The following is a 14384-nucleotide window of genomic DNA, read 5'->3' as shown; positions in this document are numbered from 1 at the left end:
ATAGTTGTAACAAAGGCAAAAAAATGGTAGTCTTGTAAATTGAGAGATAGCCTTTTTTGTTGAAATTCCTTTTTTGGTGAAAAAGGTCACATTAAAATTTCTTTGATAAAGGAGAATGTCAATATGGAACAAGCAAGTTTTGTAGTTATCGATGAAACAGGAATTCACGCCCGTCCGGCGACTTTACTCGTACAGGCGGCAAGTAAATACAGCTCTGATATTAATCTTGAAAACTCTGGTAAATCTGTAAACCTTAAATCCATCATGGGTGTGATGTCACTAGGAGTTGGCAAAGGTGCTGAAATCAAAATCACTGCTGAAGGTAGTGACGAAAAAGAAGCGATTGAAGGTTTAACTGAGGTACTTAAGAAAGAAGGCATGGCTGAATAATGGTAAAAGAGTTGAAAGGGATCGCAGCATCTGACGGGATCGCCATTGCGAAAGCTTATCTGCTCGTTGAACCAGATTTATCTTTTGAAAAATCTGAAGTGGCTGATGCAGAAAGCGAAGTTAAACGTTTTCAAGATGCCGTATCAATTTCACAATCTGAACTTACAAAAATCCGTGAACAAGCTGCTAAAAGTTTGGGAGAGGATAAAGCACAAATTTTTGATGCGCATTTGTTAGTTTTAGGTGACCCTGAAATGATCGGGCCGATCGAAGAAAATATTAAAAATAATAAAGTAAATGCAGAATCTGCTTTACAGGAAACAACAGATATGTTCATTAGCATGTTTGAATCCATGGATAATGAATATATGCGTGAACGTGCTGCGGATATTCGTGATGTACGTAAACGTATTCTTTCTCACCTGCTAGGTGTAACGATTCCAAATCCGGCACTTATTGATGAAGAAGTTGTTGTTGTTGCAAAGGATTTGACTCCTTCTGATACAGCGCAACTTAATCGTAAGTTCGTAAAAGGATTTGTTACTGATATTGGTGGGCGTACCTCGCACTCCGCTATCATGGCTCGTTCGCTTGAAATCCCAGCGGTTGTTGGAACAAAAGAAGTGACAGCAGATACGAAAAAAGATGAAATGGTTATTATTGATGGACTTGAAGGAAATGTTATCATCAACCCTTCTGATGACCAAATCGCGCATTATAAAAAAATCCAATCTGACTTTGAACTTCAAAAAGCAGAATGGGAAAAACTTAAAAATGAATCAACTGTTTCAAAAGACGGTGTTCATGTTGAACTTGCGGCAAATATTGGTACACCAAACGATTTAGATGGTGTTATTTCAAATGGTGGGGAAGCGATTGGTCTTTATCGTACAGAGTTCTTGTACATGGGTCGCGACAATTTTCCAACTGAAGAAGAGCAATATGAAGCTTATAAAGCTGTTCTAGAAGGAATGGAAGGGAAATCAGTTGTTGTACGTACGCTTGATATTGGCGGAGACAAAACACTTCCTTATCTAGATCTTCCAGAAGAAATGAACCCATTCTTAGGTTTCCGTGCAATCCGACTTTGCTTTGCAAATGAAGATTTATTCCGCACACAATTACGTGCTCTTCTGCGTGCAAGCGTTCATGGCAAACTTAAAATTATGTTCCCAATGATTGCAACTGTTGCGGAGTTCCGTCAAGCTAAAGCGATTTTACTCGACGAGAAACAAAAGCTAGTTGCTTCTGGAACTGATGTGAATGAAAATATTGAACTTGGAATCATGATTGAAATTCCGGCTGCAGCTGTTCTTGCTGATCAGTTTGCAAAAGAAGTAGATTTCTTCTCCATCGGAACTAATGACCTCATTCAATATACAATGGCAGCAGACCGTATGAACGAACGCGTTTCGTATCTTTACCAACCGTACAATCCATCTATTTTGCGTTTAGTGAAAAACGTTATTGATGCTTCTCACAAAGAAGGCAAATGGACAGGAATGTGTGGAGAAATGGCTGGAGATCAAACAGCGATTCCGCTTCTACTTGGAATGGGACTTGATGAATTTTCAATGAGTGCTTCAAGCATTTTGAAATCACGTTCGTTAATCAAGCGATTAGACCAAACCAAGATGGTTGAACTTGCTGATAAAGCTCTTAACCAGGCAACTGCTGAAGAAGTAGTTGCACTTGTTGAGAAATATACTGCTGAGTAACATTATTCCAGACCGAGGATTTATCCTCGGTCTTTTTTTGTGGAGTGAGGAAAATAAAAAGATAAAGCTGTATAAAAAGTCATATGAAAATGAAATATGTTACTTCTAAAGTTAATGAAAAAATATTGCAAGAGCTTAGGAAAAAAGCAAGCAGAGGAGGCTAACGGATATTTGAACTAAAGGAATTATCTAATGATTATTAATGGATGAAAGAACCAACAAACCTAGGGCTAATCCCTGAATTTAAGATGTTTACAGATTAAAGATGTACAGGAGCATTGTTCTGCGACAATTGATGAAGAAAGAATGACAGGTATAAAAGATCAAAAATTTTTTATAGATGATTTAACTAGAAATATTTTTTAATAGTATGGTAGAAAACAGATAAATATGCTATAGTAAATTTGTTCGATTTTTATTTTGTATCCAAAATCGGATGATTCTTACATATGACTACAAAAAGATAAAAGGGAGAAGGATTAAATGTCAAATCTATCTTTAAATTTTAAAGGAAAAAATCTGTTTTTTGTTTTATTTTTAATTTTATCTTCTATTTTGGTTCCAGCCCAATCTGTTGAGGCGGCATCGAAAACAATAGATGTTGGTGTCTTAGCTGCTAGTAAGGTAAGTGGGGAAGAGGCGCAACTTCATGTTCAAACAAATCTACCATACAAAATGAAATTTTTTGTGGTAGTTTCTGGGGTAGATCAATTTGAAAGAGAGATAAAAAATAAAAAGTATCAAAAAATGGAAAACTGAAAAAAAACAGTCGATGAATTGCCTAATGGAACCTATAAAGTGACTTATCAATCCTACCAACCTAAGAAGCAACCTAAGCGTGTGAAAAAAAATAATTGGCAAAAAAGGGAAGCATTTAAAAGGAGAAGATGTTACTAAAAAGAAAGTAGTTAAATTTAGTGAGACAATTAAAGTTGAACATTCAAGTGTAAAGAGTAAGGCAGAAAAAGAAGCCTTGGCTAAGCAAGAGGAAATTAAACTGCAAGAGCAACGGGCTGCTCTTGCGAAGCAAGAGGAAGCTAAAAAACAAGAAGAAGCCCGCAAACAAGAAGAAATTAGGAAACAAAATGAAGCGAGAGAACGAGAGAAACAGGCAGCAGCAAATGCAGCTAAAGAACGTCAAAACTCAACTAGTGACAACTCTGGTTCTGGAAATGTACAAGCATCGGTGGATAAAAACGAACAACAAGTTCTTGTAACAAAAACAGGGTCAAAATATCATAATCGGAAATGTGGGAATGGAACTTACTATCCGGCAACACTCAGTGAAGCGAAAGCACGGGGGTTGACACCTTGTTCAAAATGTTATGGTAGATAAAGAATAAGGGAGCTTTGATCAATTGATCAAAGCTCTTTTTATTTCTTTCTTGAAAATAATAGGGAATACTCTTTATAATAAGAGAGAATAAAAAAGGAGGTCGAAATCATTGTTCTTTGCTTATGCAGCCATTTTTTTTTCTATTGATTTTTCTTATACTTTACATTTGGGATAGGCGAAGAATTAGTAATGGTGTTTTTCTTACGATTGGTCTTTTCTTTGGTCTCTTGTTTATTTTGTACTGGGCTTTTTCCGCGACGAGTAGATCTGAGATTATACAGGTGCTTGTGACGGGGGTATTAATCTTACTTATACTTTTGATTCCATTTTTTTTTCTTTGGGATTATTATTGGACTTATCATGAATGGAAGAACAATGATGAGAAAAGAAGGTAGAAGGTTGACGAGCTTACTTCCAATGTTTTTAGGGATTTTGCTATTGGGGTTATTTATTTGGGGAGTAGCACAAGGGCTAGTTATCGGTGGAGGATTTATCTTATGGTTCTTTTTATTTTCTTTGTTTTGCTTGTGATTAGCTATTTTACTTTTTTTCTTCATTACTTTTTTAGTTTCAACTTTTATTTATCAGTATAACTTTCCACGCTATAATCAGGATTTTATCATTGTACTTGGTAGTGGCTTAATAGGTGACAAGGTTCCTCCACTTCTTGCGAGTCGTCTTGATAAAGCGATGGACTTTTATTATAAGCAAGAAAAGAAAACAGGAAAAAAAGCTAGTTTTATTGTTTCTGGGGGTCAAGGGGATGATGAACTTATTTCAGAAGCGAATGCCATGCGCAAGTACTTGATTAACAAAGGGATTCCGGAAACGTATATTTTAATGGAAGATAAGTCTGTAAACACGCTACAGAATATGAAGTTTTCAAAAGCAAAAATGGATGCAATTATGGATTCTTATCACAGCATCTTTGCTACCAATAATTTTCATTTGTTTCGAGCGAGTCTTTTTGCACGTAAAGCGGGTTTGAAGAGTCAGGGAATTGGATCAAAAACTGCTCTTTACTATATGCCAAGTGCATTGATTCGTGAATTTATTGCAATAATCGTGATGTATAAATTTGTTCATTTAAGTATTATTGGGTTTTTCTTTTTCATCTTTGCGTTACTCGGGTTTATGCAACTATTATAAAGGAGGAAGTGTTCATGCAAGAGATTGGTTTTATTGGAACAGGTGTAATGGGAAAAAGTATGGTACAAAATTTACTGGATAATGGCTATGTCGTACATATTTATACACGTACAAAAGAAAAGGCAACTTCACTGATTGAAAATGGAGCTATCTGGCATGATAATCCTGCTAAGCTTGCAGGGATGGTTGATCTATTGATTACGATGGTAGGTTACCCAACAGATGTTGAAGAACTGTACTTGTCAGAAGGTGGCTTTCTTGAAACTATGCGAAAGGGAACGGTTGCAGTCGATATGACAACTTCTTCGCCTGAACTTGCAAAGGCGATTTATAAAGAAGGCAAGGCAGCTGAGATTGGTGTGCTTGATGCTCCTGTTTCTGGTGGAGATGTTGGGGCACAAAACGGGACGCTTTCGATCATGATTGGCGGCGATCCTGAAGTGTTTGAGCGTGTGCGCCCTGTATTTGAAGTTCTTGGGGAAAACATTGTTTTTCAAGGCGAGGCAGGTTCTGGACAGCATACGAAAATGGTCAATCAAATTGCGATTGCTTCAAACATGGTGGGGGTGACAGAAGCGATCGTTTACGCGGAAAAAGCTGGACTTGATCCTGAAAAAGTCTTGAAATCTATTGCCTCAGGAGCTGCAGGCAGTTGGTCATTATCAAATTTAATTCCACGTGTTTTAAAGGATGACTTTTCACCAGGATTTTTTATCAAGCATTTTATCAAAGATATGCGAATAGCGCTTGATGAAGCGAAAAAAAATGGAACTCGATCTCCCAGGACTAGCGCTAGCTGAAAAAATGTATCAAACACTAGCTGATCGAGGTTTAAGTGAAAAGGGGACGCAGGCACTTATCAAATACTATCAGTAAATGAAAAGTTTAGCTTTTTCTAAAAACGAAGTCAAATATTAAATTTGTAAAGTTTAGTTTGAAACGACTTATAGAGGGAATTAATTATATGACTTTATAGAAGGAAGGGAACCAAACATGGAACAACAAGAAAGATTGCAGGTTTTAAAGGATATTGTAAATATTGACTCAACAAATGGAAATGAAGAAGCGGTTGCAGACTATCTCGCTAAGCTATTAAAAAAACATGGAATTGATTCACAGAAAGTCCAATTTGCGGAAAATCGAGCAAGTTTGGTGAGCGAAATTGGGGAAGAAGGTAAGCGAGTACTTGGTGTTTCTGGCCATATGGATGTCGTAGATGCTGGGGACGTTTCGAAATGGACGTATCCTCCTTTTGAAGCGACTGAAAAAGATGGTAAACTTTATGGACGTGGTGCAACGGATATGAAATCTGGCCTTGCAGCGATGGTCATTGCGATGATTGAACTGCAAGATGAGAAGAAAACGTTATCAGGTAAAGTAAAATTACTGGCTACTGTTGGAGAAGAAATCGGTGAGTTAGGAGCTGAGCAACTCACTTCGGAAGGTTACGCGGATGACTTAGATGCACTTGTTATTGGAGAACCAAGTGGCCCGCAAATTTGCTACGCGCATAAAGGCTCAATGAATTATACGGTGACTTCTTATGGGAAAAATGCGCACAGTTCAATGCCAGAGTTCGGTGTCAATGCGATTGATAATTTGATGCTCTTTTATAATGAAGTAGAAGATTTTGTGGCTTCTGTTAAGGATACAAATCCGTTACTTGGTAATTTCACACATAATGCAACGGTAGTTTCTGGCGGAAATCAAGTGAATAGTATTCCTGAACTTGCAAAACTACAAGGGAACATTCGAACGATTCCTGAAGTGGATAATGAAAAGATTCAACAAGTATTTGCAGATATTCTTAAAAAACTAAATGCAGAAAAAGATGTGAAATTAGAGCTTGTTTGGGATTACGATAAGCTCCCTGTCTTTAGTGATAAAGACTCTGATATTGCACGAATTGGACAAGCTGCTTATGAAAGACGAACTGGACAAAAAATTCAATTAGTCACAGCTGCAGGGACAACTGATGCGGCTGAGTTTATTAAAGCCAAAAAGGATTTTCCAGTTATCATTTTCGGACCTGGTGTTGGAGAGATGGCACATCAAGCGGATGAATACGTTTCTACCGAGAATTATAACGATATGATTGAAGTTTATAAGGACATGATGGTAGATTTTTTGAGTGAAAAGTAAGTATAAAAAAAGAGATTCAAGGCTTGCCCTTGAATCTCTTTTTTTAATTGAATTGATCCATAAAGCTTTTTATGCGTTCCATGGCTTCTGCAAGCTCATCAAAGGATGCTGCATAAGATAGTCGGAAGTAGCGCTCGCCTTTCTCGGAAAAGGCTTCCCCGGGAACGACCGCAACTTTAGCTTCTTCAGCAAGACGTACGGCCCAGTCGAAGGCGTTTTCTTGAACGAAATCTGGTAGCTTGACGAAAAAAATAAAAAAGCGCCGTCAGGTGGAATAATTTCAAAGCCCATTTTTAGCAAGCGTTGCTCAACAAAGCCGGCACGTGTTTTGTATTCTGTACGCATTGGGAGACAATCTTCTTTTCCGTTTGTAACCGCCTCAAGCGCAGCTTTCTGGCTAATGGAACTTGCACAAGTGACGGTGTACTGATGGACTTTAAGCATTTCTTGTAACAAGCTCTTTTCAGCCATTAAAAAGCCGATTCGAAAGCCTATCATGGCATGAGACTTCGACAAACCGTTAATGACGATCGTTTGTTGCGGCAAAAACTTACGAATGGAAACGTGCGCTGATTCATAATGCAATTCGCTATAAATTTCATCAGCCACTACATAAATACCAGTTTCTTCTAAGACGGAGGCAAGTGCGGCTAGTTCTGCTTCCTCGAGTGACACACCAGTTGGGTTAGAAGGATAAGGCAAGATGAGTGCTTTTGTTTTTTTCAGAAATGGCGTTCTTGAGTTGTTCTGGTGTTAATTTGAAGCCGCTAGTCGTCGTATCTACTTTAACGGGGATAGCCCCTAAGAGACGAATGATCGGTTCGTATCCAGGATAGATCGGGTCTGGCAAAATCACTTCGTCTCCAGCAGAGAGAATGGCTTCAAGTGCGACTGCAATCGCTTCTGTTGCGCCAACTGTCGTAATGATTTCTTCTTCTGAGAAACCCAATTGATATTTTTCGTTAAAATAATCGGAGGCAGCACGAAGAAGTTCAGGCATACCAGCATTATTCGTATAGTTTGTAAAGTTTTCGTGAATCGCCTCAATCGCAGCTTGTTTAATATGTTCAGGTGTATAAAAGTCGGGTTCGCCAAGCGTCAGTTTAATCATATCGCTAATCCCAGAAACGCGTGTATTAAAACGACGAATGCCACTAATTTGAATTTCTGCTAGCTCGGGCCGAATGGGTTTTAACATATATTTCACCTTTTTTCTATTTGTTCTGTTATTTTATCTGTTTCATCATATCACAAAAAAGCGGCAAAAGGCGAACGAGACTCGTAAGAAAAGGAAACAGAAAATTGATACAGGAAAAAAGATTCAGAAGGGGGGCTTCGAGGAATCATTCTAGCTGTTGTCATTTAGCTGTCATATAGCAGTAAAGACTAGGAAATAAGCTGTTTTTCAGGTTTTTTTATTACACAAGTTATAGTATGATAGGAAGGATAAGGAATACGAAGAAATTGGGAGGAATTGCGAAAATGAGCGATTTATTTACATCCATTAAAAAACAAGTGGCAGGGAAAAATGTTAAAATTGTCCTGCCAGAAGGAAAAGATGAACGAATTGCCGGCGCTGCAGCCAAACTTAAAGAAGAAGGAATTGTTGAACCGATTCTTCTTGGGACAGAGGAAGAAGTAGCAAGCGCGGCTAAAAAAGCAGGGGTTGACCTTGCGGGTGTAGAAATAAGAAACCCACAAGGGGATGCCGATTTTTCTGAACTTGTGACCGCTTTTGTGGAACGTAGAAAAGGAAAAGCAACACAAGAAGATGCTGAAAAACTTCTACTTGATCCAAATTACTTTGGAACAATGCTTGTTTTCACTGGGAAAGCAGATGGCCTAGTTAGTGGAGCGATTCATTCAACTGGAGATACGGTTCGCCCAGCTCTACAAATTATTAAAACAAAACCTGGAATTTCTAAAGTGGCAGGTGCGATGATTATGGTGCGAGAAGCGGAACGCTATTTGTTTAGTGATGTCGCGATTAATATTGCGCCAACTGCTGCTGATTTGGCTGAAAATGCCGTAGTCAGTGCCGAAACGGCTTCGATTTTTGATATTGATCCACGAGTTGCGATGTTAAGCTTCTCGACAAAGGGCTCAGCTAAATCTGATGAAACTGAAAAAGTAGCGGAAGCGACTAAACTAGCCAAAGAAAAAGCACCTGAACTAACACTTGACGGAGAATTCCAGTTTGATGCTGCGTTTGTTCCTAGTGTAGCTAAACAAAAAGCGCCTGATTCAGTATTAAAGGGCGATGCGAATGTATTTATCTTCCCAAGTCTTGAAGCAGGAAACATTGGCTATAAAATTGCGCAACGCCTAGGAAACTTCGAAGCGGTTGGACCGATCTTGCAAGGTTTAAATGCGCCTGTTAATGACTTATCGCGCGGGTGTAATACACAAGATGTTTATAACCTTTCACTGATTACGGCTGCTCAAGCTGTGAGTGAATAAAAAAATCCAAGCTTCGGCTTGGATTTTTTTGCATAATTAGGCATCTAAGCGGGTATGAAAAGGACAAGGAGGATAAATTTATGAAGCGCATCTTATTTCCTATTCTTGCTTGCGTACCGATGCCTTTTCTTTATTTTTATTTTGAATATGCTTTCGCGTTTTCCGCGACTTATCCGTGGTTTCTCATCCCGCTAACGATTTTTTACTTCGTTCTTACGGGTTATGTGAGTAAAAATTATTCGGTGGTGTGCGTGCTTTGCTGGAATCTAGGTAGTTTAGCCTCATCTTTTTTATTTGCCCATTTTTTCCTAGTGAAGGACATGGAATATTATGAGCCGTTTGGTCAACCTTTTATGTTGATTTACACATGGATATTAATGGTTGTGGCACAGCTTTTCGTGCGTCATGTGATCCACTATTATAACGAAAATATTCGCCAAGAAAAATAAGCCGCATGCAAGTCGGCTTATTTTTCTGCTAAATATTGTACATTTTTGGGTAATGTAGACACTTTTTTATAGTTCGAAACAAAGTGATTGCTATTTACAATGATTTTAAAGCGTTCATTTTGTGCGAGTTTTTTATCGGAGTAAAAAGAAAGTTTAGAAGAGTGGCCTCTAGAATTATAGACCGTTTCCGTATATTTATAACCTTTAAATTGACTTTTTTTTAACGGGTTCACCACTTGATTTCATTTTGACAAAATAAGAGCTAGCAGTTTGATTGTCAGGGACTAAATATTCAAATACAAAAAGAGTCGATAAGAGCAGTGTTGCAGCTAGAAGTCCCAGCAAAGTTGTTTTTTTTCTTCATAATGACCTCCTTTAGTCTTTTTTCTATACTCTTATTCTACAGAAAAAAAAGCGAGGCGTTCCCTCGTATAAACTAACAAAATGAGGAATTACCTTACATTTTTGTCATGTTTGAGAAAAAAGTCTTGCTTTTTTTAGTGAAAATATGGTTAAATAGAAAAGCTAATAAACGTTAGGTAAAACGAGGGATGTAAAATGAAAAATAGTGATCAAATTTTAGAAAGTGGCTCTGTTGGGAAGGTTTACGTCAAGTATTTAATTCCTTCACTCGTCGGCATGCTTTTGATGTCGATTAATATTGTCATAGATGGTATTTTTGTTGGTCATCGGCTTGGCGGCGTGGCGCTTGCTGGTATTAATATTGCTGTTCCCGTGTTTTCCATTTTCACAGCGATTTCACTTTGGATTGGAATCGGCGGAGCGACGCAATATTCATTTGCGCTTGGTGAGAAAAAAATTGGACAGGCACAGATTATTTTCACGCGTTCGATTTTAATGGTGCTTTCCATTACCATTCTACTTGCGATTCTAGCTTTTATTTTCCGAATGCCACTTGCGTATACACTTGGCGCGAATGATGAAACTATTCCTTATGTGATGGATTATATGAACGTCTTATTACTGTTTGGTTTCGTTTTAACGCTTGAAAATATTTTAAGTATTTTTGTTCGTAACGATGGCGACCCAAACCTTGCCATGATTGCACTCATTGTGACAGCCGTGATGAATGTTATTTTGAACTATATCTTTTTGTTCATTTTAGATTTAGGCGTAAAAGGATCGGCACTTGCAACGGTTTCGGCGATTGCGATAGGTGTCATTATTTTAGCGACACACTTTTTCAAGAAAACAAGTCGGTTAAAATTTGTCCGCTTTCAATTAACGCTGGATTCTTTGAAACGAACTTTTTCAATTGGTTTACCAAGCTTTTTATCAGAACTAGGCATGTCAGTTTTCACGATGGGGTACAACATTGCGATTGCAGCAGTAGCTGGAACTGCAGGTGTGGCGGCCTTTTCAGTGTTAAATTATTCGCATAGCGTGATTCTAATGATGTTCCTTGGTATGGGTTCTGCGATCCAGCCTCTAATCAGTTATTACCGTGGGGCTAAACTTGTTCGACGCGAGAAAGAAACTGTGCGATTAGCGGCTATCGTTGCTATTGCAACAGGACTATTCTTTTTCATCATCGGCTTATTTTTCGCGGATCAAATCGTCCAGCTGTTTGGGGACTTTGAAGCAGATATCCATGATTTGGCTGTACTTGGTGTACGTATCTTTTTCTCTGGTTACTTGTTTATGGGCTTCAATTTTGTCATGATGACCTATTTTCAAACAACGGACCGAATTGGGATGGCAACTTGGGTAACAGTTGCAAGAGAACTCATCTTCATGGTCATCTTCTTGCTGATTTTACCACCGTTTTTTGGAGCAGCAGGCGTTTTCAGCGCCATTCCTATTTCTGAATTTATTGTGGCAGCAAGCATTTTTATTTATGCACGCTCGAAACATTTATTCAAACTTCCCGTTTCGTAAAACGGGAAGTTTTTTCACGAGAAAAATTAAAAAAATATTCCTTTTGGGACTTGAAAAAACCAAGGTTTTATGTATGGACTGCTTTTAGATTGTGAAAATAAAAGGTTGGAAATTGTTTGTTAATTCCAAGGCAAAAAGTGCCCTATTTTATAAAACCTTGTCACTCCAAGTGTTCAAAACCCTTGACCTCTCAATTTGTTTTTTAAATCACAATCTTTGTCTAGATTTAATAAAAGAAGAATTTTTCGCTGTATACGAGTGATGTATGCGTTTTCAAAAAGATAGCCTGAGTACTATATCTTGAATTCACAATCAAAAAGTTATACCATATATAGTGTTAACACCGAATATCGCATCACTTGTTTTTAGCTTTTTTAAAGAGAACTTTTCTTTCTAAAAAAGTTAATTTTTATGATTTGACATAAAAGAGGAGAACGCGATCAATGGCCTTTATGGCTGGAAGAATTTTTAAGAAATGGGGAGTGCAAATGACGACTTATATTGTAAAAGACGGTGGAAATCGGAAATTACCTTTCGATGCTGATCGTTTAAACCGCTATTTGGATAAGATCCATGAAGAATTTCCAAAACTTGACATCAAAGAATACAAAGAAAAGATTTTCCGTTTTATTGAGAAAAAAGAAGATTACTCTGCTGATGAATTAACGGATTATTTAATTCGTGAAGCAGAAGCAAAAACGGATATTCATTTGCCTGAATGGGAACATTTCGCAGCACGTCTGTATTTAAATAAATTATATAAAAAAGCCAGTAAAAATCGTTTCTATAATGATGATGATAAATATGGCTCTTATATTGGATTACAGGAAAGTCTTGGCGAACGCGGGATTTATTCTGGTAGCATTTTAAAAAACTATACGAAAGAAGAATTGATTGAAGCTGGTAAGATGATTGACCCAGAAAAAGATAAGTTATTTACATACAATGGTCTTTATCTGCTGGCAACTCGTTATCTAGCGACTGATCAAGCACGTAACGTCTATGAACTTCCACAAGAACGCTGGCTCACGATTGCCCTTTATTTGATGCAAGAAGAGCCAAAAGCGAAGCGTATGGAGCTTGTAAGGGAAGCTTACTGGGCGCTTAGCAATTTGTATATGACAGTGGCTACGCCAACACTAGCAAATGCTGGGAAAGTAGGAGGACAACTTTCGAGCTGCTTTATTGATACGATTGATGATAGCTTACAAGGCATCTACGATAGCAATACGGATGTCGCTCGTGTTTCGAAACACGGTGGTGGTGTTGGTGCATACATCGGCTACGTTCGTTCCACAGGAGCCCCAATTCGTGGTGTCAAAGGAGCAAGCGGGGGAGTTATTCCTTGGATTAAACAATTAAATAACACAGCTGTCAGTGTGGATCAATTAGGACAACGTAAAGGGGCCATTTCTGTTTATCTAGATGTTTTCCATAAAGATATTGAGATGTTCCTAGATCTTCGTTTAAACAACGGAGACCAACGTTTACGGGCGCATGATATATTTACGGCAGTTTGTATCCCAGACTTGTTCATGGAAGCGGTGGAACGCCGGGGAGACTGGTATTTATTTGACCCACATGAAGTAAAAGCGAAAAAAGGTTGGTATTTACAAGACTTTTATGATGAGAAAAAAGGGGAGGGTTCATTCCGCGAAAAATATGAAGAGTTGGTTGCTGATGAAACGATTAGTAAAAAAAATCGTGAAAGCGATCGACATCATGAAGCGTATCATGGTGAGCCAACTTGAAACGGGGAACCCATTCATGTTTTATCGTGATGAAGTAAACCGCAAAAACCCGAATAAACATGTAGGCATGATTTATTCCAGTAACCTTTGCACGGAAATTATGCAAAACATGAGTCCAACGCGGATGATTCAAGAAATAATTTCTGGAGATCAAATTGTTATTACTAAACAAGCAGGCGATTTCGTTGTCTGCAACTTATCTTCAATTAACCTTGGTCGAGCTGTCTTGGCTGAAGATGAAGGAACAATGGAACGCTTGATTGATATTGAAGTGCGCATGCTCGATAACGTTATTGATTTAAATGAACTCCCTGTGCCACAAGCGACAATTACGAACCGGAAATATCGTTCCATCGGACTTGGAACTTTCGGATGGCATCATTTATTAGCTCTTAAAAATATTGCGTGGGATTCAAAAGAAGCAGAAGAATTTGCTGATGAATTGTACGAAAACATCAACTTCCTAACCATTCAAGCAAGTTCCCGATTAGCAAAAGAAAAAGGAGCTTACAGCGTCTTTAAAGGTAGTGACTGGAATACAGGAGAATACTTCTCAAGCCGTGGCTATACAAGTGAACGCTGGCGTGAGCTTGCAGAAGACGTTGGTCAAAATGGGATTCGCAATGCTTATTTGGTTGCTGTTGCACCGAATATGAGTACAGCACAAATCGCTGGTTCAACGGCTTCGATTGACCCAATTTATAGTGCTTTCTATTATGAAGAAAAGAAAGATTACAGACGTCCTGTTATTGCACCAGATCTCAGTCTTTCCACCTATCCATACTACGAAAAAGGCGCTTATAAATTAGATCAATTTGCAAGTGTTCGTCAAAATGGTCGTCGTCAGCGACACGTTGACCAATCTTTAAGTTTCAACTTTTATGTGCCAAGCGGAATCAAAGCAAGCATGTTGCTTGAACTTCACTTGACAGCATGGCGAGAAAATCTAAAAACGACTTATTATGTTCGTTCGAATGACATTGATATTGAAGAATGTGAATGGTGCTCAAGCTGATAAAGAAAGACGAGGCAGGGAATTTGATTTCGCTGTCTCCTCTTTCTTACATATTAATACAAGAGAAATTAAAGG

General features: G+C 38.2%; 9 protein-coding genes and 4 pseudogenes. 11 read left to right on the top strand and 2 right to left on the bottom strand.

Features of this window, described 5'->3' with window-relative positions:
• The first annotated feature begins 123 nt into the window (after positions 1-123).
• The 7 genes and pseudogenes from MAQA_RS05350 to MAQA_RS05320 all read left to right on the top strand — a co-directional run bounded on the left by MAQA_RS05350 (position 124) and on the right by MAQA_RS05320 (position 6735).
• Positions 124-390 (top strand): phosphocarrier protein HPr, encoded by a 267-nt coding sequence (locus tag MAQA_RS05350; protein ID WP_036072022.1) that lies wholly within the window; start codon positions 124-126, stop codon positions 388-390.
• Complete coding sequence (gene ptsP / locus MAQA_RS05345) at positions 390-2108, top strand: phosphoenolpyruvate--protein phosphotransferase (RefSeq protein WP_036072019.1); 1719 nt, start codon at positions 390-392, stop codon at positions 2106-2108. Before MAQA_RS05350 ends, ptsP begins: the two co-directional genes overlap by 1 nt.
• A gap of 483 nt (positions 2109-2591) precedes the next feature.
• The gene (locus MAQA_RS05340; RefSeq protein ID WP_036072017.1) at positions 2592-2867 is read left to right on the top strand and encodes a hypothetical protein; all 276 of its coding nucleotides are present in this window, start codon (positions 2592-2594) and stop codon (positions 2865-2867) included.
• Positions 2868-3081: 214 nt separating this feature from the next.
• On the top strand, positions 3082-3444 hold the full coding sequence (locus tag MAQA_RS05335) for a hypothetical protein (RefSeq protein ID WP_052008478.1): 363 nt from the start codon (positions 3082-3084) through the stop codon (positions 3442-3444).
• A 122-nt stretch (positions 3445-3566) separates the two neighbouring features.
• Positions 3567-4593 (top strand): annotated as a pseudogene (locus MAQA_RS05330) (YdcF family protein).
• 14 nt (positions 4594-4607) lie between these two features.
• Positions 4608-5469: pseudogene (locus MAQA_RS05325) on the top strand (NAD(P)-dependent oxidoreductase).
• Positions 5470-5586: 117 nt separating this feature from the next.
• Positions 5587-6735: an ArgE/DapE family deacylase gene (locus MAQA_RS05320; RefSeq protein ID WP_036072015.1), complete on the top strand. Its 1149-nt coding sequence runs from the start codon at positions 5587-5589 to the stop codon at positions 6733-6735.
• A 43-nt stretch (positions 6736-6778) separates the two neighbouring features.
• Here MAQA_RS05320 and MAQA_RS05315 read toward each other — a convergent pair.
• A pseudogene (locus MAQA_RS05315) lies at positions 6779-7933 on the bottom strand (aminotransferase class I/II-fold pyridoxal phosphate-dependent enzyme).
• Positions 7934-8217: 284 nt separating this feature from the next.
• Between MAQA_RS05315 and pta the strand changes: the two are divergent.
• Entirely contained in the window at positions 8218-9195 is a 978-nt protein-coding gene (gene pta, locus MAQA_RS05310) for a phosphate acetyltransferase (protein ID WP_036072201.1), read from the top strand.
• An 80-nt stretch (positions 9196-9275) separates the two neighbouring features.
• Positions 9276-9644 carry a hypothetical protein gene (locus MAQA_RS05305; protein WP_036072012.1) on the top strand — a complete coding sequence of 123 codons (369 nt, stop codon included), beginning with the start codon at positions 9276-9278 and terminating at the stop codon, positions 9642-9644.
• 17 nt (positions 9645-9661) lie between these two features.
• Here the strand turns inward: MAQA_RS05305 and MAQA_RS05300 are convergent, their stop codons facing one another.
• Complete coding sequence (locus MAQA_RS05300; RefSeq protein ID WP_241463108.1) at positions 9662-9877, bottom strand: YxeA family protein; 216 nt, start codon at positions 9875-9877, stop codon at positions 9662-9664.
• A gap of 325 nt (positions 9878-10202) precedes the next feature.
• On the opposite strand from MAQA_RS05300, the gene MAQA_RS05295 reads away from it, so the two are divergent.
• Both MAQA_RS05295 and MAQA_RS05290 read left to right on the top strand, forming a co-directional pair.
• Complete coding sequence (locus MAQA_RS05295) at positions 10203-11543, top strand: MATE family efflux transporter (RefSeq protein ID WP_036072009.1); 1341 nt, start codon at positions 10203-10205, stop codon at positions 11541-11543.
• 452 nt (positions 11544-11995) lie between these two features.
• Positions 11996-14309 (top strand): annotated as a pseudogene (locus MAQA_RS05290) (ribonucleoside-diphosphate reductase subunit alpha).
• Positions 14310-14384: the final 75 nt, after the last annotated feature.

It is taken from the genome of Listeria aquatica FSL S10-1188 (assembly GCF_000525795.1).
Classification (GTDB): Bacteria; Bacillota; Bacilli; order Lactobacillales; family Listeriaceae; genus Listeria; species Listeria aquatica.
The sequence above is the reverse complement of the archived record's forward strand: the minus strand, read 5'-3'. Positions and strand labels throughout refer to the sequence as shown.

Bases quoted from the DNA above. Each gene is read 5' to 3' on its own strand.
- MAQA_RS05295 (WP_036072009.1), top strand. From the start codon at position 10,203: ATGAAAAATAGTGATCAAATTTTAGAAAGTGGCTCTGTTGGGAAGGTT.
- MAQA_RS05320 (WP_036072015.1), top strand. From the start codon at position 5,587: ATGGAACAACAAGAAAGATTGCAGGTTTTAAAGGATATTGTAAATATT.
- pta (WP_036072201.1), top strand. From the start codon at position 8,218: ATGAGCGATTTATTTACATCCATTAAAAAACAAGTGGCAGGGAAAAAT.
- ptsP (WP_036072019.1), top strand. From the start codon at position 390: ATGGTAAAAGAGTTGAAAGGGATCGCAGCATCTGACGGGATCGCCATT.
- MAQA_RS05350 (WP_036072022.1), top strand. From the start codon at position 124: ATGGAACAAGCAAGTTTTGTAGTTATCGATGAAACAGGAATTCACGCC.
- MAQA_RS05340 (WP_036072017.1), top strand. From the start codon at position 2,592: ATGTCAAATCTATCTTTAAATTTTAAAGGAAAAAATCTGTTTTTTGTT.
- MAQA_RS05305 (WP_036072012.1), top strand. From the start codon at position 9,276: ATGAAGCGCATCTTATTTCCTATTCTTGCTTGCGTACCGATGCCTTTT.